The organism is Chelativorans xinjiangensis (assembly GCF_009812055.1).
Taxonomy (GTDB): domain Bacteria; phylum Pseudomonadota; class Alphaproteobacteria; order Rhizobiales; family Rhizobiaceae; genus Chelativorans; species Chelativorans xinjiangense.
Genome location: NZ_WQNH01000054.1, coordinates 1 through 26,300, shown reverse-complemented (window position 1 = coordinate 26,300; position 26,300 = coordinate 1). Strand labels below are relative to the sequence as shown.

At 64.8% G+C, this 26,300-nt stretch carries 27 protein-coding genes; 3 read left to right on the top strand and 24 right to left on the bottom strand.

All coding sequences use genetic code 11. From position 1 onward, the window contains the following. Positions 1–125 precede the first annotated feature (125 nt). Positions 126–365 carry an alpha/beta hydrolase family protein gene (locus GM910_RS27890; RefSeq protein ID WP_159592265.1) on the bottom strand — a complete coding sequence of 80 codons (240 nt, stop codon included), beginning with the start codon at positions 363–365 and terminating at the stop codon, positions 126–128. 51 nt (positions 366–416) lie between these two features. Next, complete coding sequence (locus tag GM910_RS27885; protein WP_425482721.1) at positions 417–590, bottom strand: alpha/beta hydrolase family protein; 174 nt, start codon at positions 588–590, stop codon at positions 417–419. Between the two features lie 619 nt (positions 591–1,209). Here GM910_RS27885 and GM910_RS23355 point away from each other — a divergent pair. The 3 genes from GM910_RS23355 (at position 1,210) to GM910_RS23345 (ending at position 5,093) form a co-directional block, all read left to right on the top strand. Beyond that, complete coding sequence (locus GM910_RS23355) at positions 1,210–1,629, top strand: GNAT family N-acetyltransferase (RefSeq protein WP_159592262.1); 420 nt, start codon at positions 1,210–1,212, stop codon at positions 1,627–1,629. An 854-nt stretch (positions 1,630–2,483) separates the two neighbouring features. Beyond that, complete coding sequence (ltrA, locus tag GM910_RS23350) at positions 2,484–3,998, top strand: group II intron reverse transcriptase/maturase (protein WP_246226296.1); 1,515 nt, start codon at positions 2,484–2,486, stop codon at positions 3,996–3,998. Positions 3,999–4,064: 66 nt separating this feature from the next. Then, positions 4,065–5,093 carry an IS110 family RNA-guided transposase gene (locus GM910_RS23345; protein ID WP_159592256.1) on the top strand — a complete coding sequence of 343 codons (1,029 nt, stop codon included), beginning with the start codon at positions 4,065–4,067 and terminating at the stop codon, positions 5,091–5,093. 350 nt (positions 5,094–5,443) lie between these two features. On the opposite strand, the gene GM910_RS23340 is transcribed toward GM910_RS23345, so the two are convergent. The 22 genes from GM910_RS23340 to GM910_RS23235 all read right to left on the bottom strand — a co-directional run bounded on the left by GM910_RS23340 (position 5,444) and on the right by GM910_RS23235 (position 26,227). After that, positions 5,444–6,796 carry an ATP-binding protein gene (locus GM910_RS23340; protein ID WP_246226294.1) on the bottom strand — a complete coding sequence of 451 codons (1,353 nt, stop codon included), beginning with the start codon at positions 6,794–6,796 and terminating at the stop codon, positions 5,444–5,446. Positions 6,797–6,863: 67 nt separating this feature from the next. Then, a complete protein-coding gene (locus GM910_RS23335) occupies positions 6,864–7,529 on the bottom strand; it encodes a response regulator transcription factor (protein WP_159592250.1) in 666 nt (221 codons plus the stop codon). A 70-nt stretch (positions 7,530–7,599) separates the two neighbouring features. After that, positions 7,600–7,890 (bottom strand): hypothetical protein, encoded by a 291-nt coding sequence (locus tag GM910_RS23330; RefSeq protein ID WP_159592247.1) that lies wholly within the window; start codon positions 7,888–7,890, stop codon positions 7,600–7,602. Positions 7,891–8,009: 119 nt separating this feature from the next. Further along, positions 8,010–8,216, bottom strand: coding sequence for a hypothetical protein (locus GM910_RS23325; protein WP_159592244.1), 207 nt, complete (start codon positions 8,214–8,216; stop codon positions 8,010–8,012). 31 nt (positions 8,217–8,247) lie between these two features. Beyond that, entirely contained in the window at positions 8,248–12,141 is a 3,894-nt protein-coding gene (locus GM910_RS23320; RefSeq protein ID WP_159592241.1) for a baseplate multidomain protein megatron, read from the bottom strand. Between the two features lie 5 nt (positions 12,142–12,146). Beyond that, the gene (locus GM910_RS23315) at positions 12,147–12,602 is read right to left on the bottom strand and encodes an NlpC/P60 family protein (RefSeq protein ID WP_159592238.1); all 456 of its coding nucleotides are present in this window, start codon (positions 12,600–12,602) and stop codon (positions 12,147–12,149) included. Further along, complete coding sequence (locus GM910_RS23310) at positions 12,599–13,483, bottom strand: DUF2163 domain-containing protein (RefSeq protein ID WP_246226292.1); 885 nt, start codon at positions 13,481–13,483, stop codon at positions 12,599–12,601. Before GM910_RS23310 ends, GM910_RS23315 begins: the two co-directional genes overlap by 4 nt. After that, positions 13,483–14,121: a DUF2460 domain-containing protein gene (locus GM910_RS23305; RefSeq protein WP_159592232.1), complete on the bottom strand. Its 639-nt coding sequence runs from the start codon at positions 14,119–14,121 to the stop codon at positions 13,483–13,485. Before GM910_RS23305 ends, GM910_RS23310 begins: the two co-directional genes overlap by 1 nt. A 121-nt stretch (positions 14,122–14,242) precedes the next feature. Continuing rightward, entirely contained in the window at positions 14,243–14,806 is a 564-nt protein-coding gene (locus tag GM910_RS23300; protein ID WP_159592229.1) for a phage tail tape measure protein, read from the bottom strand. Beyond that, the gene (locus GM910_RS27680) at positions 14,796–15,086 is read right to left on the bottom strand and encodes a phage tail assembly chaperone (RefSeq protein WP_281354924.1); all 291 of its coding nucleotides are present in this window, start codon (positions 15,084–15,086) and stop codon (positions 14,796–14,798) included. The genes GM910_RS23300 and GM910_RS27680 overlap by 11 nt, the downstream gene beginning before the upstream one ends. After that, positions 15,026–15,370 (bottom strand): gene transfer agent family protein, encoded by a 345-nt coding sequence (locus tag GM910_RS23290; protein WP_159592223.1) that lies wholly within the window; start codon positions 15,368–15,370, stop codon positions 15,026–15,028. The genes GM910_RS27680 and GM910_RS23290 overlap by 61 nt, the downstream gene beginning before the upstream one ends. Continuing rightward, positions 15,367–15,783: a phage major tail protein, TP901-1 family gene (locus GM910_RS23285; protein WP_159592220.1), complete on the bottom strand. Its 417-nt coding sequence runs from the start codon at positions 15,781–15,783 to the stop codon at positions 15,367–15,369. The genes GM910_RS23290 and GM910_RS23285 overlap by 4 nt, the downstream gene beginning before the upstream one ends. 52 nt (positions 15,784–15,835) lie before the next feature. Beyond that, positions 15,836–16,240, bottom strand: coding sequence for a DUF3168 domain-containing protein (locus GM910_RS23280; RefSeq protein WP_159592217.1), 405 nt, complete (start codon positions 16,238–16,240; stop codon positions 15,836–15,838). Next, positions 16,221–16,412, bottom strand: coding sequence for a hypothetical protein (locus GM910_RS23275; protein WP_159592214.1), 192 nt, complete (start codon positions 16,410–16,412; stop codon positions 16,221–16,223). The genes GM910_RS23280 and GM910_RS23275 overlap by 20 nt, the downstream gene beginning before the upstream one ends. Next, entirely contained in the window at positions 16,409–16,744 is a 336-nt protein-coding gene (locus GM910_RS23270) for a phage head closure protein (RefSeq protein ID WP_159592211.1), read from the bottom strand. Before GM910_RS23270 ends, GM910_RS23275 begins: the two co-directional genes overlap by 4 nt. After that, complete coding sequence (locus GM910_RS23265) at positions 16,744–17,313, bottom strand: head-tail connector protein (protein WP_159592208.1); 570 nt, start codon at positions 17,311–17,313, stop codon at positions 16,744–16,746. The genes GM910_RS23270 and GM910_RS23265 overlap by 1 nt, the downstream gene beginning before the upstream one ends. A gap of 230 nt (positions 17,314–17,543) precedes the next feature. Next, positions 17,544–18,800, bottom strand: coding sequence for a phage major capsid protein (locus tag GM910_RS23260; protein ID WP_159592205.1), 1,257 nt, complete (start codon positions 18,798–18,800; stop codon positions 17,544–17,546). Further along, positions 18,793–19,479 (bottom strand): HK97 family phage prohead protease, encoded by a 687-nt coding sequence (locus tag GM910_RS23255; RefSeq protein WP_159592202.1) that lies wholly within the window; start codon positions 19,477–19,479, stop codon positions 18,793–18,795. The genes GM910_RS23260 and GM910_RS23255 overlap by 8 nt, the downstream gene beginning before the upstream one ends. After that, on the bottom strand, positions 19,476–19,823 hold the full coding sequence (locus tag GM910_RS23250) for a DUF6107 family protein (protein WP_159592199.1): 348 nt from the start codon (positions 19,821–19,823) through the stop codon (positions 19,476–19,478). Before GM910_RS23250 ends, GM910_RS23255 begins: the two co-directional genes overlap by 4 nt. Positions 19,824–19,862: 39 nt before the next feature. Then, positions 19,863–21,035 carry a phage portal protein gene (locus GM910_RS23245; protein WP_159592196.1) on the bottom strand — a complete coding sequence of 391 codons (1,173 nt, stop codon included), beginning with the start codon at positions 21,033–21,035 and terminating at the stop codon, positions 19,863–19,865. A 294-nt stretch (positions 21,036–21,329) separates the two neighbouring features. Continuing rightward, on the bottom strand, positions 21,330–21,614 hold the full coding sequence (locus GM910_RS23240) for a hypothetical protein (protein WP_159592193.1): 285 nt from the start codon (positions 21,612–21,614) through the stop codon (positions 21,330–21,332). Between the two features lie 404 nt (positions 21,615–22,018). Continuing rightward, on the bottom strand, positions 22,019–26,227 hold the full coding sequence (locus tag GM910_RS23235; protein ID WP_210253321.1) for a hypothetical protein: 4,209 nt from the start codon (positions 26,225–26,227) through the stop codon (positions 22,019–22,021). Between the last annotated feature and the right edge of the window lie 73 nt (positions 26,228–26,300).

Genomic DNA, 26,300 nt, shown 5'->3' with positions numbered 1-26,300 from the left:
CTTGTGCTTCTTCTGGGGCATTCCAACGTCCTCTCTACGGCTCAATAGCCTACTTCAGGGAGGACCACTTTCCAGGGGGCAGGCCAGTCCGTCGCCAACAGGATTTTGCCTCAGGCTGAATTCGCTCAGGAGAAGACCCGATCGTAGAGTGGGCGAAGAGTCTCTCGTCGCTGGGGCAAAGGTATGTTGTGCCCGCAATCGAACAGCTTGAGCGATGTGACCGCCCCGCCACGCCGTACTGCGGCCGCGAACATCTCCGCTTGGCGCACAGGCACGCGATCATCAAGCCTGCCATGCAGGATCAGGGTTTCCGCCCGGATATTCTCCGCATGATATATCGGTGACCGTTCTGCGAAGGCACGCACACTGGTCCCGGCTTCCCTTTCAATGCTCCGACGTATTCCTGGCAGGGTTGCCTAATAGGTAGCAGCGAGATCGTAAATTCCGGCGACGAGTACAACCGCTCTGAGATCCGAATCTTCCGCCGCTACCATGGCCGAGGCTGTCGCGCCTCTGCTGACGCCGTAAAGAACCACCTTTTCACGATCGACGTTTGGTATCGAACGCAGATACAGGAGGACCGCGTGAATGGCCTGCTGAGTTGTCGGTCCACAAAAATCGGATGGCCCGTCAGATGCGCCGTAGCCGGGCTGTGAAAGTGATGCCGCACATAGTTGAGCGTTGTTGCAATCCGTTTCAGAACTCCGGTGTCGGCCATGTCACGCCCGCCGATCCTCGTTCCCTCCTGATGGCCATGGACGAACAGAATTAGGCCGCGAGCGTGCGTGACAGTCGGCTCAACAAGAAATACCTCAACACCTCGACCGTCGAGCTCAGGCGGCCGCAGCAGGATCCTCTCGCACGTTGCCATCTATTGCACCCCATACATTAGCCAGCGCAGTGGAAATGGTCTGCAGTCCGAGATGTGAACCTACTGGCTGAAATTTCATCGTCAAAGGCCGCACAGCGTGTGGTCGGAACGTTGGCGAACCTTGGCGCGATGCCTCTTTGACTGCCGTGCGGACAAACAAGGCATTGGGTCAATGACCCCATTTTGACACAAAACCACTATCGAACTTGCTGTAGTAAGGGACACGACTCCCGTTTCTCCCCGGTCTTTGAAAACCAATCGCCTTGTCCTCCGACCGACAGTCGGCAGGGACGAACAACGGGCTTTCGAAATTCAATCGATCCTGAGAGGTGACGCGCATGCTGCGCATGACGTTATTTCCTCCTGATCGAGATGCGAACCACAGGTGGTTCGTGGGTCACCAAGACGAATGGCGAGCAGGCGAGGCATACCGATTTGCGGTGGAGCTTAACGAAGAGATGATCAGCGTTGTCGATATCGACGGCATTGTCGATCACGAGGGAACCTTGGGCTATTGGTTCGATCGTGTTGCTTGGGGGCGCGGCTATTCCTTCGAAGCCGCACAAGCTGTCACTCGGTTTGCGTTCCGAGATATTGCCTTGTTGAAGGTCAAAGCAGGGCATGCCCACGATAACCCGGCATCTGGGCAGATACTTACCAAGCTAGGCTTTCGTTCCCTCGATACCGTTCTGCGATTTTCGCATCCGCGAGGCGAAATGATCACCCAGCACCGCTACGTCCTAACGCCCCAGGAATGATCGTTTTCCACTGTCTATCTCTACCGGTGGTACCAGACAGTGAAGGTCCCGTTTGGGGCCGAAGAACGAACATGATGTAATCGCGGGAGCGGTGGCCACCTTCGATGTGGCGGTGATGTTCGGAACATCTAGCCGGCTGGCTGTCCCCCGATAGGATGAAACAACGGGCTCACGATTGACACCGGGCCCAGGCATCGAACGGAGGACAGCCATGGAACAGTATATCGGTCTCGACGGTGCGCCGTGACGGCGCGGGAGGTGCACATGAAATAGCCACCTCTCAAGCTTGCTGATTTTCGACCGGCGGCTGCAATGCCGCCCTGCCTGCAGGAGCAGCGGGCGGAAGGGGGCCGAGAAGCTCGACCGGGCGTCGCCGGTTGGGTGTCATAAGCAGATTGGCCTGAACTGTACCGGGTGCGGACCATCGACCGCAGGCCGGGCTACCATAGTGTCTATGGCGAGATAACGAAGTGAGCGTTGGAAGCCTCGGATTCAACCGGTAAAGCCTCCAAGTCGCGCGATGGCGTGGGAGGTAAGAAGCGATCAGACGCGGTGGGGCTCGTCTATCCCCACTGGGGGGCGCGCTTAGCGCGTCCGAGACGGGGAGGCTCTCATGGCCCCGTCTTCCGCATCGCCTGGGGTAAAGCTCACCGCCTACGGGCATGAAGGTTGGAAATCGGAACACGGGAACTCGGATCGTCTGCCCAGTACGGAACTGGGCTCGCCGCGACGGCCGGAGACGGACGACACCGAGGGCGGAGCTTTCGTAGTAGTCGGAGCGCGGGAAAGCCGTGCACAGGGCGAAGGGAAGCAGGAGACGGTAGACTTGCATGACGGAGGAGTGATCTGTGGACATGGATCATCAGACCGACGAGGCCTGGGTACTCAGCGTTCAGCGCAAACTCTATCAGTGGAGTAAGGCAAATCCCGAAGACGCGTGGCGGGACATGTGGGGTTGGGTCACCGACCTGCGCGTGCTGCGTCACGCCTGGCAGCGCGTAGCCTCCAACCGAGGCGGACGCACAGCCGGGATCGACGGGGTGACCGTGGATCGCATCCGGAATGGGATCGGTGAGCAACGCTTTCTCGAAGGGATTCAGGCCGAATTGCGCTCTGGCGCATATCGGCCAAGTCCTGCGCGGCGCAAGCTCATCCCCAAAGCCGGTAAACCAGGGCAACTCCGACCCCTGGGCATTCCCACGATCAAAGATCGTGTCGTTCAAGGCGCGATCAAGACACTTCTGGAGCCAATCTTCGAGGCGCAGTTCTGGCATGTCTCCTACGGGTTCAGGCCCGGACGGAGCACGCATGGCGCCTTGGAGTATATCCGACGGGCTGCCCTTCCGCATAAGCGCGACAGGGACACCCGGCGGAGCCGGATGCCGTATCCATGGGTCATCGAGGGCGACATCAAGGGCTGTTTCGATAACATCAGTCATCATCACCTCTTGGAGAGGCTGCGCAAGCGCGTGGCGGATCGTCGGGTCGTGAGGCTGATCGGGCAGTTCCTGAAGGCCGGCGTGCTGACGGAGGACCAATTCCTTCGTACGGAGGCCGGGACCCCGCAGGGCGGGATCATCTCACCGCTGCTCGCCAACATCGCACTCAGCGCGATCGAAGAGCGGTACGAACGGTGGGTGTATCAGCGCACCAAGGCCCATGCCGATCGTCAATGTGACGGAAGGACCGCGGCAGGCAGAGCGCGCTACTGGGATCGCATGGCCGGTCGCTGTGTGTTCCTGCCTGTGCGCTATGCCGATGACTTCGTAGTGCTGGTGTCTGGCACACGGGAGGATGCCATCGCGGAAAAGACCGCGTTGGCGGAACACCTGCGCCAGTCCACGGGCCTCGAGTTGTCGCCGGAAAAGACGAAGGTCACGGCCATGACGGACGGGTTCGAGTTCCTCGGATTCCGCTTTGTCATGCACTGGGACAAACGCTACGGCTACGGCCCGCGCGTCGAGATCCCCAAGGCAAAGGCCGCCGACCTGCGTCGAAAGGTCAAAGCACGCACCGGAACGAGTTCTGCCCGGTACAGTCTGGCCGCCAAGCTTCAGGAGCTCAATCCCATCCTGCGTGGGTGGGCGAACTATTACCGCTACTGTGCCTATGCTGGCCGGGTGTTCACCAGTCTCGACTGGTACACTGGCATGCGCATAGCGCGGTGGTTGCGTAGGAAGCGCCCCAAAGCAGGGTCGCACGACATCTGGGCCTCATGTCAGCCCAGCGGCCGCCGGTCGACGAGACGGCTTTGGCGCGAGGGACTTACCGAGCAATATATGCTCGCTTGGACCCCCGTCTGCCGCTTTCGTCTCGCATGGATGGAAACGCCTGACTTTGCCATGTCTTCTGGAGAGCCGGGTGCGTAACGAAAGGCGCATGCCCGGTTCGGGGAGAGGCGGTGAGAAACCGGTCGCTGAAAGGCGGCGCGGCGCTTGCCGCCTACTCTACTCTCGGTGAAAGAGACATCGGTGTGTATCGTGGACGAAACGGGCGCGATCTGCCGCGAGATCAAAGTCCTCAGCCACCCGGAAGATCTCGTCCAGGCTTTGAAAAATCCCGAGTGGCGTCTCGTTCGGATCGGGCTCGAAGCCGGGCCTTTGTCGCAATGGCTGTTCAGCGGATTGGCGGAAGCCGGTTTACCGGCGATTTGCATAGAAACCCGGCATGCGAAAGCATTCCTGAAAGCGCAGGTGAACAAGACCGACCGCAACGATGCGCGCGGCATCGCGCAGATGATGCGGGTCAATCTGTTCCGGCCCGTACATGTCAAGACGTTGGCGAGCCAGCGTCGCCGTGCCCTGCTGACCGCGCGCAAGCTGCTGCAGGAAAAAGCCATCGCCATCGAGAACGATATCCGCGGACTGCTGCGCAATTTCGGACTCAAGGTCGGCATCATTGGAACGGTTGGGTTCGACGATCGCATCCGCGAGCTTGTTGATGGCATGCCGGACCTCGGCGAGATTATGAAGCCTTTGCTGGCGGCGCGGCAAAAGCTGCGAGAGACATTCATGGAGCTCCACGGCAAGCTGCTATCGATCGTCCGTGATGACGAGACCTGCCGACGATTGATGACGATTCCCGGCGTTGGTCCTGTCACCTCGCTAGCCTTCACCAGCACCATCGATGTTCCGGCTCGCTTCAGTAACTCTCGCGCCGTCGGTCCGGCGCTGGGATTGACCCCGGTGCTCAACCAATCCGGGGAAAGCCATCGCGTCGGCCGCGTGTCCCTGTGCGGCGACGACATGATGCGGGCCCTGCTTTATGAAGCGGCCCAGGTCATGTTGAGTCGAGTGAAGAAATGGTCCTGGCTGAAAGCCTGGGCGATGAACGTCGCCAAGCGGCGCGGACGGCAAAAGGCAATCGTCGCACTCGCACGCCGGCTGGCCGTGATCATGCATCGCATGTGGAGCGATGGCACCGAATTCCGCTGGACAAGGGAAAGCATGCCCGCAGCCATTTGAACGGACTGCCGGGAAGGAGACGATAAAGTTCCGCCTGCCGGTGGAGAGACGTCCTTCGCGGGACGATGGATGAGGTAAGCTCGCTTGGGGTCTTGTGCCGTTCGCGCCATCGCGATCAGAACGCGAGTCAGATTGGGCTGCCTCATTCTACTGATCCCATGCTGGGAGGGCCAAAGAGCCGATCCCGAAGAGAAGCGCGGCCCCGCGAATGACGTCAAATACCGCTGCAGTGGAAAGCTCAAAAGCGCTTGACCTCAACACGCCGAATAGAGAAGACCACAAGCTATTAATCTGGTGGGGCGATTTGCCCTGACAGATGGGTACCATCTGTCAGGATCGCACCACTAGCCTCACGCGCTCAAAAGCGTCACTTCCGCTCTCAAGCCGCCAAGCTGCGAGCGCTCGAGCGAGAGCCCGCCGCCGTACTCCTCCACCAGATCGGCGACAATCGCCAGGCCGAGCCCGGTTCCCGGCTTGGTTTCATCCAGCCGCCTTCCCCGCTTCAGCGCCTGCCGCGCCTGGTCTTCCGGTATCCCCGGTCCGTCATCCTCGACGACGATGCGGAAGCTGCGCTCTTCGCCCTCCTCCTGCGGCGGATGGAGCGATAGCGTGACGCTGCCGCGTGCCCATTTCATCGCGTTTTCCAGGAGGTTGCCGGTGATCTCCTCCAGGTCCTCCCGCTCGCCGGCGAACACCACGGCCTCTTCCGGCAGGCGAACCGTCAGCTTTTTCTCCGGGTTGAGCTTCTCCGCTACCCGCACCATACGCTCCAGCGTCTCGTTCACCGGGCTGCGCTGGGCGAGTGCGCTGCGCTGGGCGGCAGCGCGGGCGCGCAGGAGATAGTGGTCGATCTGCTGCTGCATGGCCGAAGCCTGGGTGGAAATCAGCGTTCCCTGTCCACCGCCCATAGCGCGGCCCTCGTTCATCAACACCGCCAGCGGCGTCTTCAGCGAATGAGCGAGATTGCCCACCTGCTTGCGCGAGCGCTCGATGATGCGGCGGTTGCTCTCGATCAGCGCATTGGTTTCATCCGCCAGCGGTGCGATCTCCCCGGGGAAAGGCCCGGAGAGCCGCTCCGCCGTGCCGGCACGGATATTTGCGAGCGCCCGGCGGATACCCTGCAGCGGCCTGAGCGCAATCAGGATAGCGAAGGCGTTGATCGCCACCATGCCGAGCCCGAAGATGGCCAGATAGACAAAGAGCTGTCGCGCGAAATCGGCGATCTCCCGCTCCAGTTGGCTGCGGTTGCCCATGACGCGGAAGCGGGCAATGCGGTCGGCCTCGTCGAGCACGATCTCCGCTTCCAGCACCTGGATATCATCCCCACCCGGTCCCTTCGCCAGATAGCTGCGCTGAAATTCGCGGTTGAAGGGCACGACGTTCTGCGCCGGCGAAGGCACGGTCCCCACCAGCGACGGTGAGCGCAGCGGATTGCGCAGCGCCTCGGACGCCGGCTCGACGGACCAGTACCAGCCCGACAGCGGTTCGGAAAAGCGCAGGTCCCCGAGGTTAGGGCTGCCCACCAGGCTGCCCGCCTCAGACGCGCTCACCGAGGCGATCAGGTTGAAAAGATGGGCGGAAAGAACCTCCTCGAAGCCGCGGTTGCTGACCTGCCGGAACAACGTCGAGATCACAGTGGCGATGACCACCAGCGCGATGACGGCCCAAATGGAGGAGAAGGCGACGACACGAAAAGTCACCATGCGCGGCAGCCGCCGAAGCCGCGACAAAAACGCCACCGGAGGCGATTTCACCCTTCGCGCAGCCTGTTCAGGCATTCGGCTCGCGCAGGCGGTAGCCCATTCCCCGCACGGTCTCGATGAGGTCCGAACCCAGTTTCTTACGTAGACGTCCCACAAACACTTCTATCGTGTTGGAATCACGGTCGAAATCCTGATCGTACAAATGCTCGACCAGTTCGGTGCGCGAGACCACCGAGCCCTTGTGATGCATGAGATAGGCGAGCATCCGGTACTCGTGCGACGTCAGCTTCAGCGGCACCCCGTCCACATCCGCCTTCGAGGCCTTGGTATCGAGCCTCAGCGGTCCGCAGAAAAGCTCCGGCGAAGCATGCCCCGCCGCGCGGCGGATGAGCGCGCGCAGGCGCGCCAGGACTTCTTCCATATGGAAGGGCTTTGTTACGTAGTCGTCGGCGCCCGCGTCGATGCCGGAGACCTTGTCGCTCCAGCGGTCACGCGCCGTCAGGATGAGCACGGGCATCTTGCGCCCGTCCTGGCGCCAGCGTTCCAGCACGCTGATGCCATCCATCTGCGGCAGGCCGATGTCGAGCACCGCGGCGTCATAGGGCTCCGTATCACCTAGGAAATGCCCCTCCTCGCCATCGAAGGCGCGGTCCACCACATAGCCGGCGTCCTCCAGCGCACTGCAGATCTGCCGGTTCAGGTCCTTGTCGTCCTCGACAACGAGTATGCGCATGGTCGCTCGCTCCAGACAGGAAATCGGTGAAGCAGGATAGCCGATCCGCCGGAAACATCACCCCTGATTTTTATTGCGCCGGAACGGTGAACTCAGCGCGCCGCGGCCTTCCGCCGTCCTTGCCGGGCACCAGGACCACGATCCTGCAGACGGTTTGACCGCCGCGCGATTCCTCTGAGGCTTTCGCCAGTGTACCGCCCTGTTCGGCAGCGATCCGCTGGCCGACGGCATAGCAATCCGCGCCCTGGGCGAGCAGCATCGGCTTCCCGACCTGCTCTTGGCCGGACGCACCCGTGGCAACGAGTGTCACCGCCAGCGCGGCCGATGCGGTCAGAAAGTATATGGAGCGAAGCTGTTTCATGCTGCCGTGTCTAGCTCACCAGGGCTGAACGGAGAATGAACAATGAAAGCGCGCCGATGCCAAGGCTGCAATTTCGGGCGGCATGCGCGGGAAAGTCCCCGCGCATGCGGCTCCAAGCATCAGTTGATGCGGCGGTCGGCCGCCAGTCGGCCGAAAATCGCCAGCAGGCCGGATATGGCGGTGATCGCCTGCAGCAGCGTCTCCACCAGCGCCTGATTGTCGACCTCCTCAACGGGTATCCCCAAGAGACCGCCCATACCGGCGATGACGGTCACCACGGACGCCCAGATGGTGCGCGACAGATACCAAGGCTTCGTTTCGTTCATAGCAACTCCTTTCCAGCTGATCCTCGCTTCCTCACGCCATTGCGACCGTCCGCCGCACGGCTATGCCGGCACCGATTGCCGCGCTCAGTTGGCGCACCGTCACGTCGACCGCCGGCGGCGGTTCGGCGAAATCCGCCGCGGCCATGGCCGCCGTGTAGGTCCATTGGGGGCTGGCTGTGTCGGCGCTGCGTATGGCGGCACCACCCACTGGCGCGATCTCGACGCGGTATCGCTCCTGTGCCTCACCGAGAGGGATATCGGCACCCAGCCAGCCATCGGCATCGACGCGCCCGCGCCGCACCCAGGACAGGGAAAGGTCGCCGCGTTCGATCCGCCCCTTGAGATGCACCGGCGACGGCGGGAGCAATGCCCGCACGCCGCCGGTAACGCGCTCAAGCAGGAAATTCTCTTCCGATGGGTCGAACCCCGCCGGCCCCACCCGCCAGTTGAGATCGAGGCCGATCTCCCCGGCCTTGAGCCCGGCCGGCGCCACCGCCTCGTCGAGAAGCACGAAGGATGCTCCCTCCGCAGCGCCCGCCGCCATTGCATCGTTGGTTCCGAGTTGGCCGCGCAGCAAGCCGGCAAGCCGCCATACCGAGGGCGCGATCTCCTCCGCAGTGTCGAACTGAAGGATCTCCCATTCCCCCGCCAGCGAACGGACGGCCGCCGCATTCCCACCATTCAGCATCTGAAGACGCGACAAACTCTGCAACTCGCCGTCATAAAGCCGCACCGTCACCGTCGTCGCCCGGTCACGCCTTCCTTCCGCCGCCCCGCCGGGCAGCGCCGCGACAAGCGCGCCGATCATCGCTCTGAGACCGACGGTCGAGCGCAAGGCAAATCCCGTCTCCTCCGGCGAAGCCAGCACCGCTTGACTGCGCCAGGGCTTGGCTCGCAGGGCGAGCCGCAACTGATCCTGCGGCGCATCCTCGCCCGTGCGCATCGGCAAGTCGAGAAAGAGCGCGTGCGGGCGACCCGGCGCGAAGCCCTCCCCGGCCTCGCGCCGGGGAATGCCGGCCCCGGAGGCGGGTGCCGCCGCCACACGCACGATGCGCCGCGCCCTGACCAGCCGCGCCAGCCCATCCTCGATTTCCGTCGCCAGATAATCCGGCCCCTGCGGCGCATCCGGCAGCCGGAACACGCTTCCCACCTCCAGCCGCTGCTCCGTCAAAGGCACGGAAAACGCCAGGCGCTCGCGCCCGTCCCAGCTGCGGCGCAAGAGGTCGCGCACCAGCCCGTTCGCCTCGTCGGCGGAAAGAACGCCGGGGAAACTGACGAAGCTCGTTCCGCTCCCCTTCGCGCCTGCATAATTCGCCGCCGCCGTTGCCGACTGGTAATCGTTCAGCGGGTTGCGGAAATCGAGTTGGGCGAGCGCCGGCAACGCATGATCCGGCATGCGCACCCGCTCCACCATCTCACGCTCCTCCTCCACCACCAGTTCATCGAGGAGAAGCGTTTCGCCCGCCCCCGCTCCTTCGGTGGCGAACATCAACCCCTCCTCGCCGTCGCGCGCGCCAATGCCGAACAGTGTCGCCACCGGCTCGATGGCCGCGCGTGCCGTCGTCGGATCGGTGACGACATAGCCTGCCACCGTCCCGTCCGCCCGCGCCGCATCGGCGGCCGGAAGCCCGTGATCGGCAAGGATCGCCTCGATCAGCGCACCCACCGAAACGCCGCTCAGCCGGCCGTTCAGCCAGTGCCCGTGCGCCCAGTTCTCCCCGTCGCCCCAGACTCCTGCATAAGTCGGAAAGGCCGGAAACGGCCGCGCATCCCACGCCCATAGACTGATCGCGCCGACATCCACCATCGGACCGTCATAGACTGTCGAGATCGGGTTTGACGCCGCTCCGCCATCCACCCAATGCGCGTAATGAGCGGCCAGAAACCGCTGCTGCGCCAAGTCAGAGCGCCCGCCGTTGGAGAAGTGCGGGAGCACGTTCTCCGAAGACTTCCGGTCGGGGAACACGTTCGGCTGGTTCGGACCCTTGTCGACAGCCGCGCAGCCGAGTTCGGTGAAGTGGAACGGCTTCGACTGCGGCACCCAGGCCGTGGGCTCGGCTTCCTCGACCCCTCCGATGCGGTTGAAGTGCCGGTTCGACCACCAGCCCACCAGATCCTTGCAACGGAACACCCAGTGCTTGCCATAAGCTCCGTCGCCGATGGGTGAGCGAAGCCTAGCCGCCCGATCCGCCTCACTCGCATAATACCAGTCGAACTCCTCGCCCGAGGTGATCGCGGCGCGCAACCCCTCAGGATCGTAAGGCCCGGCAAACCCGTCGGGGTTCCCCCCTCCCACGTCCGAATCCCGCCAATCGGAGAGCGGCATATAATTGTCGATGCCCACCGCATCGACGTCGGCATGCGCCCACAGGCTGTCCAGGTGAAAGAACACGTCCCCCGACCCATCCGCCGGCTGATGCCCAAAGTATTCGCTCCAGTCCGCCCCGTAGGTGATCGTCGTCGCCGCTCCCAGAACGCCGCGCACCTGGCCCGCGAGTTCTTGCAGGATTTCGACAAAGGGGAACCTGTTCTCCCCATCACGCACCGTCGTCAGCCCACGCATCTCCGAACCGAGAAGAAACGTGTCCACCCCGCCGCCGGCGGCCGCCAGGTGCGCATGGTGCAGCACAAGCCGCCGGTAGCTCCATTCGTCCGGATCGCCCGAGAACCGGATCGAACCCGCCTCCGGGGAAAACTGCTCCGGCGCGGCCAGCCCCGCCAGCTCCTCGATCTGAACCCGTGCAAGGGCCGTCTTGTCGGCGGTCCCCGGCTGGCCGGGGGCGGGATGGCAGGTGATGCGCCCCCGCCATGGGTAGGCCGCCTGCTCGGCGCCGCCATAGGGGTCCGGCAGGTCGTTGCCCGCCGGCACATCCATCATGATGAAGGGGTAGAGCCCCACCTTCAGTCCGCGCTGCCTGATGGCGGCGATCGCCTCCATCACCGACCGGTCCGTGGGCGTCCCGCCATACGCGGCCTTCCCGTCGACCTGCGAGACGACCTGTGCCTCCTCCCTGTCGATGCCCGAAACGCGCCACGGCTGCGACAGTCCCGCCGGGTTTGCATGCATCACCATCGGCCGGATGGTGCAGTGCCCGGCATTCAGGTCCGTCCCGAACCACGTCACCACCAGCGACACGCTCTCAAGGTTTGGGCACAGTGCCTGCAGCTCGTCGAGCGCGGCTTCGAAGTCCGTCGCCGCTGCCCGGTTGTGCCGGTTCACCGCCCGCGTCTCGCCAGGATCGCCGGTCTGCTTCACCAACGTCGGCGACAAGCCGTACTCGGTCGCGCCCGGTATCAGCGACACCGACCGGACGCGCCGGTTGAGCTCGTCCACCGGCCGCATCACCTCGAACTGGAACTGCGGAATGCGCCGCCCGTAGTCATCGATGGGAAAGCGCTCGATCACCAGATAGGCCGTGCCGCGATAGGCCGGCGCGTTCCCAGCGCCCTGCTTCGCCTCGATCAGCGGGTCCACCGGCTGGTCTTGCGAACCCGGATAGACCCGGATCTCCACCCGGTCGCGGTCGACCTCCTGACCATCGGCCCATACCCGCCGCACGCCCGCGATCTCGCCCTCGCACAGCGCAAAGGCCGCGTTGGCGAAATAGGAATAGGTCGTGACCTTCGGTCCCCCTTTCCCGCCCTGCCGCTCCGTCCTTCTCCTCTCCTCGAAGCGCGTCGCCCAGATCAGCGTCCCGCCCACACGTGCGGTGCCGTAGACCCGAGGCAGCGGCGCTCCTTCCTCCGCCGTCAGCGGCCGCGCCGCCGAGAGCCGCGGCCCTTCGTAGCGCTTGGTCGAGTCGATGATCGCACGGTCGATCACGTAGCCTGCCATGGCTCCCGCCGCCGAGCCGATCGCCGAGCCGACCGGCCCCAGCACCCCGCCCAGAAAGGCGCCGGCAGCCTGCAGAACGATTGTCGCCATCTGGCCTATCTCTCTCCCGTTGCAGGAAACGCGAACACGCCGGCGATCCGCCGTCGCCACTGCGGCACGAGTTGAGACACCACCACTGCCTGCCCTTCATAGGCATGGACGAAAGCATCCACCGCCACCAGAATGCCCGCATGCTTGGCCGGCAGATGCGGCCGCCAACGGAAAAGCACCACCCGCCCCGCCGCCAGTCCACCATCCGCGCATTCCACGAAATGCCGTCGGGCAGCCGCAAAAAGCCGCTCCCCGCCCCCGGTCTCCGCCCAATCCATGCTGTAGGGGCCGGTGGCCTCTGGCTCCGCCCCGTAGAGCGCCCGCCAGACCCCGCGCACCAGACCGAGGCAGTCGCAGGCAATCCCCTTGCGGCTTGCCTGGTGCCGATAGGGTGTGCCCACCCAGGATAACGCCTCGGCCACCGCCGCCTCTTCCAAGGCAGCCCTTTCCGCTCTGCTCATTCCACCAACGGGCCGCCGTCGAACGTCTGTTCCTCGGTGACGTAGCTATAGGCAGCGTCATCCCCCGGCAGATGCGGAAAGCCGCGGAAATTCGCGCTGTTGGCAAATTTCGCCTTGCAGGTCGAAAACAGCTTGTCGCAGCCCGCGACGACCGTCAGCGCATCCCCCGGCGCCACCGCCGCCGCCGCGTCCCGCCAAAGGTCGAGCACCACGCCGTCCACCCCCTTGCGATGCGCCGCCACGCGCTCGCGGCGCCCGGCGCTCGCGCCAGACGTCCATGTCACGATCCCATTCGTGAACCAGCCCGTCTCAAACGCATCGAGCCCGGAGACAATGATGTTGTTGCTTTTCACCTCCTCCAGAACACCGTTGCCCTTGAATCCCCCCGCATCGAGATCGACCCCGCACCGTTCGTCCCCCAGCTCCGCATCGCAGCTCCGCCGCACGGTGCGCCCGTTGGTCTGGTCCAGCGCCCGCTCGGGGCTCTCCAGCTCAGCCACGAACCGCCCGTCGCGGCGGGCGATCTGCCCGATCACCGCCCGCCGCAGCCACGCGAATTGCCCGGCGTCCTGCCAATTGACCAGCAGCGTCTCCACCGTTGCCCCGTCATAGAGGCCCGCCAGGATGTCGGCCTCCTCGATATCCAACGCCGACAGCGCCCCCTCCACATCCACGGTGTCCACCGCCAACCCCAAGGAACGCCGCGCCTCGCTCGCCGAAAGCCCCGTCTCCGGCATGAACACCGTGCCGTCGCAGACGATCTCCCGGTCATGATCGGTAAAGCCCATCACGGTGCCGTCAGCGCGCGTCAGCCGCCAGCAATGGCAGAGCGTCGTCACCTCACCCTCCAGATGCGCCGCAAGAGCCGCCGGTACGTGCATCACAAAACCTCTACCAGTGGAATGGACGGGATCTGTCCCGCTCTGAACGTCGTCACGCTCGCCGACAGCCGTTCGATGTCGAAGCGCACCGGAACGTCGAATTCGTACCCCGCTGTCACTTCCTCGCCGTCCGCCGGAACGGCCCCGGCAACGAAGACCACCTCCCCCGTCTCCGCATCGATGGAATAGTCGGCTGAGATCCCCTTCGGCTCCCCCGCCACGGCGACCAGGACGCTCCCGGCCACCGGCCTGGCGATCATCCGCTCATAAGCGTCCGCCCCCTCTCCATAGGTCTTCACCAGGCGAAACCGCTCTCGCACCCCGTCGCCCACGCCAACCACCTGATCGAACGCGGAAGGCGCCTCCTGCGGACCGCACGACTTCCAATCGAACGGATCGCGGAACCGAAAGGCATGCAGCGACCCCCGCCGCGCTTCGAAGAACCCCAGCACCGCGTACAGGTCCTCGATCGACCGCACTCCCGTTCCTGCGTCGTAATGCCGGCGCGAGCGGCTCATCCGCGCGTTGCGCTTCTCCCGCCCCGAGGAAAGCTGCACGATCTCGTTGCGCCGCTCCGGCCCGCCGGTTGCGCCAAAAGAGACGCCGAGCGGAAAGCGGACGTCGTGAAAGCTCTGCATTGGCTCCTGCCATCACTTTGGATATGCATTTTTAAGGGGCTGTTTTTTTCCGTACGATTTGAATCCCTTGGCCGTGGATCCTCAAGCTTGGCCCGAGAATCCACGGCCGAACTCACCCGCCTCACAACCCCCGCGTCCCCCGCGAGACCGCCCGCGTCAGCATTCCCACGACCTGTGCCTCCGACTTGCGGAAGGAGGCCGCATCCTGCGTCGTCACGTTGAACACGATGTTCGGCGCCGCCGCGCCGCCGCCCGACGCCACGCCGAGCCGCCCGTCCGCTGTCCTCTGCAGGGGCAAGATCGCCTCCGCCCCCGCCTCCCCCATCAGCCCGATATTCCGCCCGGCCGGAAAATAGGTCGGCGCCGAAACCACACCCCCGCCCGCAAAGGGCACGACCCCGCCCTTGGCAAAAGGCAGCACACCGCCGACCCCGCCAAGAAGCCCGCTGAGCAGCCCGCCCGCCAGGTTCTGCAACGGTCGCAGACCCTGCTCCAGCGCCATGCCTGCCAGATTGAGCCCGATCTTGCGCAGCACGTCCTCCAGCGACTTGCCACTCACCACCGCGCCCTTCAGCGCTCCCGTCAGTTGCGTCCCGAAGTTCTCCGAAAGCCCTGTCAGGTTCTCCAGTGCCGCTTCGAACGGAGCCGTATCGGCAACGATCGGCACCCGCACCTCATCCGCCATCCCATTTCTCCTGATTGTCTGGGAAAAGCCGCATCAGCCGGTAAAGCTCCGTCCGCCCAGGCGCTTGCCCTCGCGCAAGCCCCAGCGCCTCCAGTGCGGCGTTGAATTCAAGTGGCGTCATCGCCCAGAAGGCGGCCGGCGACAGCCGCAGCAGGCCGAAGGCCGTCCCCATCACCTCCCGCCAGGGAAAGGGCGTCCTCCTTGCTCCCGCTGCGGCGTCTAAGGGTTTTCGCCCTGACCGCTCTCCGGCGCCCCCGCCCCGAACGTCACGGAGAGCAATTCTCCGACAAGCGCGGCAAAGCCCGCCGCGCCTCCCTCGCAGCGCATGGCCCGCACGTCCTCGTCGCTCACCTCGTGGCCACCGCCGCGCAAACCTGCGGCGATCACCGCCGCCATATCCCGTGCCGAAAGCCGGCCGCTCGAAAACCGCTCCACCAGCCGGTTCAGATCCTCGGCCTCGAACGCCGCCTCCAGCTCCGCCAGCGCGCCCAGCGTCAGGCACAGCCGGTACTCGCGTCCGTCGAGCCTGGCCGCTACCTCGCCGCGCCGCCTGTTCACGCTCATGGCGCCACCGCGAAGCTCACCGGCCCCGCCGATTCCAGTGCGATCTCGAACGTGACCTCCCCGTCGTGACTGCCCGAATACTCGAGCGCGGTAATCTGGAAGCCTCCCGAAACAGTGCCGAAATCAGGAATGGCAAACTGCCAGGCCGCAATCTCGCCGGCAAAGAACCGCCCTCTGATCATCGCGTCCGATTGTGCGTCCTTGAAGATCCCCGACCCGCTGATGGAGGCCCGCTGCACACCGCTGCCGGCAAGCAGCTCCCGCCACCTGCCCACCGAATCCGCATCGGTGATGTCGACCGTCTCGCTGTTGAAGGCGAGCCTCTTCGTCCGCAGTCCCGCCACTGTGACGAAATTTCCCTGCCCGTCCTGATCCAGCTTGAGGAGCAGGTCCTTCCCCTTCTGCGCACCCATCCATGGGTCTCCTTCGATGTAAGTGAAATGCTCTCAAGGGCGGCCCGGAGAGCTATGCCTCCACCACCGCCCGAAAATGCAACGCCCCGTGATAGGCCCCAAGATCCTCGTCGTACCTGACCTCCGAGGACTCCAGCCGAAGGTTGACGAGCCGATGCCCCGCCAACCCCAACTCCTTTTCATGCAGCGCGCCGCGCACCAGCTCCATCAGCGCCAACACCTCCCGCCGCCCCTTCCTCTTCGACCACATATTGAGTGTGAAGAAATGCTCGCTCCCCTCCTCCGTTCCAGTGCTCCAGTCATAGGCTGTCGCCCGACCGAAGGTGACGTAAGGAAAGGCAAGCCCCGCCGGCGTCAGGTCATGAAACCGCGCCCCGCCAAACGCGGCCACCAGTGCCGCGTCGTTCGTGAGCGCGGCGAATACCGCCTCCTGCAGATCAAGTGTCGCTGCGCTCATGCCTTCCTCCCCGCCTGCGCGTATTCCCCCGCCGGAGCGCTTCGCGGCGCATCCGCACCGCCCTTCCGGCCTCCGGCCGTGCCCCGCTCTCAACAGTGCCCGCCACCGTGTGCACTTTCGTCCGCATGGCCCGCACCAGCCCGTCCAGCGTCAGCCGCATCGCCACCTTCATCGCCCTTCCTCCTGTACGCGGCAGACGAGATAGCGCCCCGTCTCGTCCGCATCCCGCACCGTGACGATCGCCAGCACCCGCCCCTCCTTCACGAAACGCATGCCACTTGCCACGTCGTCGCGAAAACGCAGCGTCACCCGGTGCGTCACCTCTTCATGCGCCTGCCCTGCGCCGAAGCGGCTTGCCGCGCCCACCGGCTCGACATGGGCGAACACCGTCGCCACCTCCTGCCAGCTTTCCGTGTGCCCGCCGGCGCCGTCCGCAGCCGTCACCGCTGCCTCCAGCACCAGCTCGGTGCGCAGCCGCCCCGGATCGATAAACATGACGCCCATCAAAGCCTCGGCCCCTGCCAAGCGGCGATCAGTCGCCGATATTCGTCGGGAATGGACACCGGTTGGCCATCGGCGCCGAAAGCACCTCGGAACTCGTACCAATGCGCCATCAGGATCAGCATCGCCCGCTTCAGAAGATCCGGAACGTCCGTCCCCGCCTCGCCGAAACCTGCCGAAAAATCGATCTCGATCCCGTTCAGCGCCAGCCCCGGCGCCGGCCGTTCCTCGAGATGGAGTCGCGCCGGAGAAGACACGGCGTCGAGCTGATGGTCTTCCGGCGCCAGCACCGTCGCTGCCCCGTCGCCGTCGAACACGGTCACCGACAACACCTCCCGCACCGGCGTGCGCCTGAGAAGCACGATCCCGCCCTGTGGCCACCGGTCGAGCACCAGCCGCCAGGCCTGGTCGATCAGTGCCAGGCCTGCCACCCGCTCCACCTCTTCGCGCGCGGCGCGGATAAGCCCGGAAATCAGCCCGTCCTCGCTGTCGTGGGCAATGCGCAAATGCGCCTTCGCCTCTACAAGCGAGACCGGCTCGGCGGCCGGCTCGACCGTTCGAAACAGCGTCATGGAATGTCTCTCTTCAGGATGATCGAATGGATGACGGCCCCGGCGGGAGGAAACCGGGGCCGTCGAGGGCAACTCACCGCTCGGGCGCCGTCATCCCGGAAACCGGAGCAAAGCGGAGGTTGTCCGGGACCCATTCCGGAACTTCGACGTCACGGAATGGATCCCGGCTCTCGCTTCGCTCGGCCGGGATGACGCGCGCCACAGGCAGGAGCGCCCACCTGCATCACCGCCTAGATTTCCACCTTCAGCAGCTTGATCGCCTCGAAGTTCTGGATGCCCCCGCCCACGCGCTTGGTCGTGTAGAACAGCACGTAGGGCTTCGCCGAATAGGGATCGCGCAGAACCCGCACGCCCGTGCGGTCGACCACCAGATAACCGCGCCCGAAGTCGCCGAAGGCGATCGGCGTCGCGCCCGCCGCGATGTCCGGCATCTCTTCGGCCTCCACCACGGGAAAGCCGGCCAGCATCGCCCGGTTGCCGGGGGCAGCCGGCGGCTGCCACAGGTAATTGCCGTCACCGTCCTTCAGTTTGCGCAGCGCAGCCTGGGTCTTGCGGTTCATCACCCAATCCGCGTTCTGGCGGTAGCCCGCCTTCAACGCATAGATCAGGTCGATGAGCTTGTCCGAGGGCGCCACCGTCGGCAGCCCATTCGCTGCGCCCGTCGCCAGATAGCCGACGTTCCCCCAGCTCCATGCATCGTCGGCGACCTGCGGATAATCGAGGAAGCCGCGCGGCTTGTTCGTCCCGTCGCCGTTGACGAATGCCGCCCCCTCCTGCTCGGCGAACGCCGTCTCGATCTCGCCTGCGATCCACGCGTCGAGATCGACCACGCTGTCCTCCAGAAGGGCGGCGGTCGCCGCCGGCATGGCGTAGAGTTCGGCTGTCGGGAAGGAAAGCTCATCCAACGTGCTCGACGCGGTCTCCGGCCGAGGCGCCGTCTCGCCCACCCAGCCCGTCGCCGGCCCGGTGACGGCAAACGGCTTCTTCAGCACCGCCGTGGACACCTTCCGCACGGAAGCGATCGAGCGGATCGGCGAAATCTCGGCGAGCCTCCTGCCGATCATCGCCTCCGTCTCCTCCGGCACCAGATAGCCGCCGTCCTGGCCCGAGCCATAGGACATAGCCTTCTCCTCCAGTGCGCGCAGCTGCCGCTCGTCGCCGGTGCGGATGTAGTTCTCGAAGCCCTGCTTGTGCTCCAGATGCTCAAGCGCGCCGATGGCATCGCGCTGCCCGAGCGCCGGCCGCGCCCGCTTCAGAACAACCCGGTCCAGCACCTTCTTGTGCTCGTCGAGCGCCTGCGAGATGCGGTCGACCTTCTCGCTCGTCACCGGGTCGGCGGCGGAGCGCCGCTCGATCTCGGCCAGCCGCTCGTCGTTTGCCTCCCTGAAGGCCTCGAAGGAGGTCATGAAGTCCTCGAAGGCGCCGGTCACGTCGCCAGCCGGCCCTGCCGACTTCACTTCCAGGACGCCCTTGTTCGTCTCAGTCATTTTCCGATCCTCGTTGGTGAAAAAGTCTGGCCGCCCGGCGGATGGTCGCCGCCAGGCGCTCCGGCGTTCCCGGCGCGGCGTCCCGCTCGCGCAGGAGATGGGCGAAGCCGCGCGCAATCACCGTCTTGGCCTCGCTCCGCGTCAGCCCCGCATCCCGCGTCAGCCAACGTTCGAATTCGCGTGGGCTCGGAAGGCCGGTGAAATCCTTCACCGCCTCCACCCGCGCCTCCGGCAGCATGGGAAACGTCACCACGGAAATCTCCCAAAGGTCCGCCTTTTTGATGCGTCTGATCCCGGTCCGCGGCTCGCTAACGGCCCGCACCGTGCGAAACCCGATGGACAGCCCGTCCAGCGCCCCGTCGCGCATCAGCTCCAGCACCTCGCGCGCCTTGGTCACGCCAGCAGCAAGCTTGCCGCGCACGAACAATCCCCGCGCGTCCTCGCGGATCTCCTTCCAGGCCCCGATCGGCTGGTTCGGATCGTGCTGGAACAGCATCCTGATCCCGCCCGCCCCGCGCTTCTCGAGGGATTCGGCAAACGCCCCCCGCTCCACCACGTCGCGGCCCAGATCCACCCGCCCGAACAGGCTCGCATAGCCGGAGAACGACCCGTCGCGCTCCACCTGTTCCACGTCGAGCCCCGCATATTTGCGCTCGTCCGCCCCGATAGAGATGCTCATCGCGCGTCCCTCGCTTCCCGCCGCCTCGCGGCGTTCGCAAAAAGCCGCATTACGAAGCCGATGGCGCTCCAGGCACACAAGCTCGCCGCCGCCGAGCCCATCAGCACCACCTCGCCCGGCGCCAGCTTGCTGGCGAGCCCCAGTTCGGTGGCGATCTTCAGCCCCGCCGCGCTGCCGAAGATAACGCCGCAGACCACGCCGACGGCGAAGCGGATCGCCGCCTCCCGCCGCCCTGTGGGCAGCAGATAGGCGAGGGAGATCGCCGATCCGGCAATCGCCCCTCCGGCCTTGGCCACCCACAGCCAGGCCGCCTCGCTCAGTCCGATCATCCCTTGATCCTTCATTTCGTCATCCCAGCCCCACGAACTCCCTTGCCCGCACGCTCAACCGCCCACGGCGCCGTACCCCACGGCCTCGCGCTTCTCGTCGTCGCTCAGGAAACTCGCCTCGCTCACCCGCGCCCACAGCGCCTCGCGCTCGGCCGAAAGCCCCTCCACCTGGTCGGCGTCGAACCACAGCCGCACATCGCCGCCGAAGCGGAGCGCGAGGAACCCGCCCAGCTCCTTGGCGATCCTTCCGACCAGCGGCAGCACGGTCAGTCGATAGAAGGCCCGGTTCGCCTCCTGGTAGTTCGCGTAGGTGTTGTCGCCGGGAATGCCCAAAAGCATCGGCGGCACGCCGAGCGCCAGGGCGATGTCGCGCGCAGCGCCGTTCCTGGCCTCCATGAAGTCCATGTCGCGTGGGGAAAGGCTCATCGCCTTCCAATCGAGCCCCCCTTCGAGCAGCAGCGGCCGCCCGGCCTTCGCCGCCCCGGAGTAACCCTGCTCCAGTTCCGCCTTCAGCCGGTCGAACTGCTCGTGGGAAAGGTTCGCCCCCTCCTTCGACGCATAGACCAGCGCGCCGGAAGGCCGTGCCGAGTTGTCCAGGAGCGCCTTGTTCCACCGCGCCGCCGCATTGTGGATGTCGAGCGCCTGCAGGGCGGCCGCCAGCGGCGCGAACCCGTAGTGGTCGTCGAGCGGATGAAAGAGCGTCAGATGCAGCCCCGCTCCTTCCTCCTCCAGCGAGACCCGCCGCTTGACGCTCCCCGCCCGGTGCTCCAGCGCCACCGGCCAACCGGCGCTGTCGGCGACCACCGTCACCCTGTCCGGCCGCAGCAAGTGCATTTCGCGCGCACCCGTTGCCGCCTCGACAAGCTCCACATAGGCGTTGCCGGAAAGGACCAAGTGCCCGTAAAGCACCTCCATAAACGTCGTCCCCGCCTGGCCGTGGTTCGGCCGAGCCAGAAGATCGAGCAGCGGATGCCGGTCAAGCTCCGCCTCCCCCTCATATGCCAGCCACGGCACCGCCGCAGCGGCTTCCGCGATCAGCCGCACCGCCCTGTGGGCGACGGGATTGCGCATGAACCCCTCGCGTGCCAGCGAGGCATAGTCGCGCCGCGTCCACAGGGCCTCACCCTCCCGGTGAAGTGCCACGAAGCCGTAGCCTGCCGCCTGCTTGCGCTCGACGGCAACTTCCTTCTCCCCCGGGATTCGTGCCCAGGGCCAATTCCAAGCCATATGCGGTTCCTATCGGATTAGATCGGGGTCGGCGCCAGCGGGCCGCGCGCTTCAGCCCTGCACGGCCACGCCGGTGCCCGGCGCGCGTCATGCGGGCTTGGGCACTCCCTTCCTGGCATCGGCCTCCGTTGCAGGTTGCCTCAAATTCTGAGAACGCGCGTCGGGCGCCTGATCATTGATGGACTGCCCGTCGTTCTTCGCCGAATTGGACAGCGGCGGCACGATACCGGCCCGCATCGCATTCACCGCAAAACGTTTTCCGCATCCGCAACCCATGTGAGATTCCTTTCCTGGTTAGTTCACGAAGATCCCGATCAGCAGCCCGAGCGCAAACCCGCCCGCCGCACCGATCGTCATGAAACGAAACCCGAGACAACACGGGCAATCTGCCCACAGAAGCTCGGTCATGCGCACCGTCCAATGGCTTTCGACGGCGCACCAGCGGGGCAGCGCATGCGCGGCCGCCCATGCCATGAAGTTGGAGAGGCGGTTATCCGCCCAGTCCTCTTCTCCATCCGCCCCCGGCCGATGCTCGGGCCGGAAACGGAACGGATCGGTCACCGGGAAATGACGGCTCACGGCACGCGCGCAGCAAGATGCGCGGAAATCCCGCGGAAGGCGCTAGGCGCGCCCCGAACCGTGACCCCGAGCGGCGACACGCCGCCCGCACACGGGGCGCTGCGGGTTTTGTCGCCGGGAAGAATGCCTTCATATACACGGAGGGCCGTTGCCATTTCCTCTTGCTCCTTTCAGCTAAGAATGATCGATGAGCCGGGCCGCCTGTCGTCGGCCCGGCGATGACTCTCGTTTCAGGAAAAGTTGCCTGTGCGCGGCTCGCCGGGGCGGCCGGCATCGGTTCCCTGCTGGCTTGAACGGGGGCGTCCACCTGTCAGGCGAACGCCCCGCGATGGCCATCAACGCTAAGCCGCACGTCTCGTCCCGCGATAAGGAACGGCGCCGTGCGGCGCGCTGGCCCTTGCCCCTCAATCGCAGAACTGGACCTGACCGCGTGGATGGTACGGGGCGCCGTCCAGCCACACATCTGCGGTAGAAAGAACGTTTCCACCGCAATCGAGCGTGGTGTGCCGCAGGAACTGCACGGGATCGGGGGTGTTGACCGCCGGTGTCACGGTGAGTCCGACCATCGCCCAGCCGTTCAGCGTGGTGCCGGGGCTTGGAGAGAGGTCAAGGCTTATGATATTCCGAAGCCGGAACCGGTTGGCACGTTTGATGTCGGCCCCGCTGCCAGGTTCGCGGTGCAGCCGGTGCGTGGTAGCGTCCCAGAAAACAAGCGGCTGCGTCACCTCCAGCATTTCCGTGCCCACCTGAAAATGCAGGTATTTGGGATCCACCCCAAACTCGATCTCGCGAATATCGAATTCCAGATCGACCGGCCCGTTGTGGAAGTGCCACACGTGGTGATTGGTCTCGTCGCCCAAGAGAAAGAGGCCTGGGGTGACGGTTGCTGGGCCAAACCACGTGCCCTGGTTGATCGAATATATCACCCCGTTGGGAGCGGTGGCCTCCGTCACGGGCGTGGAGGTTATCCCTTCATCGTTCGTGGCAAAATCGAATGTATACGGGCGGACAGCAGGCGTGGGCAGTACATCGCAAAGCACCTGCGTGGTCGTCACACAATCGCTGCAGAGCTGAACCTGCCCCTCCGGCTGGTACTCGCTGCTGCCGTCCAGCGTCAAGTCCGTCACGGAAAGTACATTCCCATCGCAATCGGTGGAGATATGCCGCAGGAACTGTACGGGCGCGGCCCTGTCGACCACCGGCGCCACCGTCACGCTCATCATCGACCAGTCGTTCAGCGTGCCGCCGGCACTTGGCGTGAAGGCAAGGCTTGTGACATTCCGAAGCCGGAACCGGTTGGGACGCCTGAGATCGGCCCCGGTGCCGGGTCCGCGGTATAGCCGGTACGTGGTAGGGTCCCAGTGAACAAGCGGCTGCGTCACCTGCACCGCTTCCGTGCCCTCCGGAAACTGCAGATATTTGGACTCATTCCCAAATTCCACCTCGCGAACATCGAATTCCAGATCGACGGGCCCGTTGTGGAAGGTCCACTGGTGCGTATTGGACTCGTCGCCCATGAGAAAGAGGCCCGGGGTGGCGTTGGTACTGGGGCTAAACCATGTGCCTTGGTTGATCGAATATACCACCCCATTGGGCGCGGTGGCCTGCGTCACAGGCGTGGACGTTATCCCTTCGTTGTTCGTGATGAAGTCAAATGTATACGGGGTGACAGTGGTGGCGGGCAGCACATCGCAAAGCACCTGCGTCGTCGCCGTCACGCAATCGGATCCGCCGCCGCCGCCGGGGCAGCCGCAATTGCAGTAGGGGCCGGCAGCGTAGGTAAGCCCCTGGAAGGTAGCGGCATGGCAGGCGAAGCCGCCGCCCGCATTGCGGTAGAGGTGTGTAATGGTGGCCGGCGGATTGTCGTAGTAGGCATGTGCCGTGACGTTCTGGACGAGAGCATCGATGTCACCGGTCCCTGGCACCCATACGCCTTCGCCGTCGATGAACTCCACGCGGTCTGGCACCGGATCGAGGCCCCGCACGCCCTCCCAAGGGTCGATGTCGATAAAGTCGAGGCGCAGGCTCGTCATGCGCTGCGCCACTTCGTCGAGCGTGAAAGTGAATCGGCTTGCGGGATTTTCCTGGCCGAGCGGCGCGTTCACCGACACCCTCTGCCCGGGTTCCCAACTGGCGCCGCAAGGAGTGCTCCCACCCGGGGCCGTTACAGTGTTGAACTTGATCCGTGCTTCTTCATTCGTCCTGGGATTGGTCACGATATAGATGTAATCGTGTCCCTCCTGGCCATCCGGGTCAGCGATGACATTCGTCTGTGGCCATTCAAGCTCCACTAGGGACGGTATGCCATCAGTGGTGTCGGCGACCGCGATCGGCGTATATGGTTGTCCTTCGGCATCCGTGTCGTAGTGCCGTACGAAGTTGCCTTCACAGTCATAGACATAGTTGCGGAAGAACGGCACCGCACAGCGCTGCCCCTCTTCGTTGGGCTCGACATCGGCTCTCAGGTCGCGCATCTCGTGGGCGTGCACCGTAGCGGCACACGGCTCCTCCGCCGGCGGCTGGGGCACCACCTGGCCGTTGGGGTCGACTATATAGTCCTGCCCATCGAGCGCGGTGTCGTTGGTCTCGAGAACATTGCCCTCGCAGTCCACCACCGTATGCCGAAGGAACGGCAAAACCGTGCCGCTGGCACGGATGTCGTAGAGCAGTTGGGTCGTCGGTGTCGGCGCGCAGCCGGGGTCGACCGGGATCGGGCAGGGAGCGGAGATCGCGATGGTCTTTTGCGGCGCCACAGGGCACAGCGCCGTCACCTCGACGTTGAGGCCCTGCCATTCGGTGCTATAACCTCCCGCCTGGTCGCGCCGGTCCGCGCCGACATAGAGCCGGAGATTGGGCAAATCCGCGGCATTCACTGTTTCGTCGACACATAGCGTCCGAGGTATCCCGTCCGGCGGAACCGCCGAAGCCTCGGCTGTCGAGATAACCGTCTGCGTTGCTGCATTGACCAGCCAGAAGAACAGCTCCGGGCTCGCATTCGCCGCAGTCGCGTCCGTCTGCGTGATCATCGCATTCACGCAGGCCCGCACCTTTGCCTGCGTCGCACAGGCCGGCAGGGGATCTGCATTGATTTGCAGCGCCCGCCACGACTGCACACCGGCCTGCTGGATATTCAGATCACTCAATTCGTGAATGGACCCGAAGGCACCACCGCTTGAGCCCGAAAAGCCGGTCCGCAGCGTTGCTGGCGCGACCAAGCCACCGCATTCTGCCGTGACGTTGAAGCGGGAAATATACGATACGAACCCGTTTCCGTCATTCCAGTCGATCGCTGCGGAGATGAACGTCTCGCCGTTCTCGGTGACGATCGAGGTCCGCAACCGCGGCTCGTCTCCACGCGGACGATTGCCGATAGAATTTGGCAGCAAGACTGTGTGAATATCCCGGTAGCTGTTCTCCGGCGGCGTGGGCCCACCTGGCTCGAAGCAGGCCTTGATGCGCAAACTGTTAGCCAGGTGAGACCCGCCCTCGCCTCCCGAACCACCATATTCATCAAGTACGACTGCGATAAACGGATAGTCGATGTTGAAAAGGCCGAGATTGCCACCCCCGCCAAGGGGATTGTCCTGGGGCGGCTGAGAGCCATCGGAGAAGAATTGCATCCAGCCGTCACCAGCTTGGCTGGTGCCATGGCTCGCCCACGACACCTCGGTGACGATGTTGTCGGCATTGGAGAATACGGGAATGTAGATCGCCGCGCCGTTGCTGTGGCCCCAGGGGTTGGACAACTTCAACCGGCCCTCCCCGGCCGGATCTGGATTGTCGCTGATTCCAGCGGTCAGAACAGCCTCGCCCTGCAGCGTCCAGTTGGCATCGCCCGTATCGAACCCGGCATACCTGAACGACTCGTTGATCGGGAAGCCGGGCGCCTGCGGCGCAGGGCTGGTGGTCCATCGGCCACTGCAGACCTGATCGCCGCTCGCATCTTGCTCGACACGGGCATCCGTGTTCGCCCCGCGGGTTTCCAGAACCGCGACATCCACCGGCTCACCGGCGCCGCAACTGGCTGCAACCGAAGTCTCATCCGGATTTGGCGTGCACTCGGCCATCGGCAGCGGCGGTTGGGCCACCACCTGGCCGTTGGGGTCGACTATATAGTCCTGCCCGTCGAGCGCGGTGTCGTTGGTCTCGAGGACATTGCCCTCGCAATCCACCACCATATGCCGCAGGAACGGCACAACCGTGCCGTCGGCACGGATGTCGTAGAGAAGCTGCGTCGTCGGCGTCGGCGCGCATTCCGCATCCTGCGGACATTGGCCGGTGCTCACCGCCGCGGGATCCGGGGTGTAGGCCACGCCGTCGAGGTCGGTGTCGAAGAACTGACCCGTCGGCTGCCCGCCCTGCGCCACGTACCAGCGCAGGAAGCTGGTCGTCCCGCCGTCGCACATGACCTTTATCTCAAGGTCGGTGCCGTTCTCGCAGGTTCCAACTTCACCCTGAACCAGGTACGCAGCGCCGTCCAGATCGGTGTCCTCGGGCGGCTGGGTGGTGCCGGTGGCATCCTTGCAGATCCTGCGGATGAATGGGGTCGAAGACGTTCCCACCTTGTCGCAAAGCAGGAAGGTCTCGCACTTCGCTGCCGGCGGTTGGGCCACCACCTGGCCGTTGGGGTCGACTATATAGTCCTGCCCGTCGAGCGCGGTGTCGTTGGTCTCGAGGACATTGCCC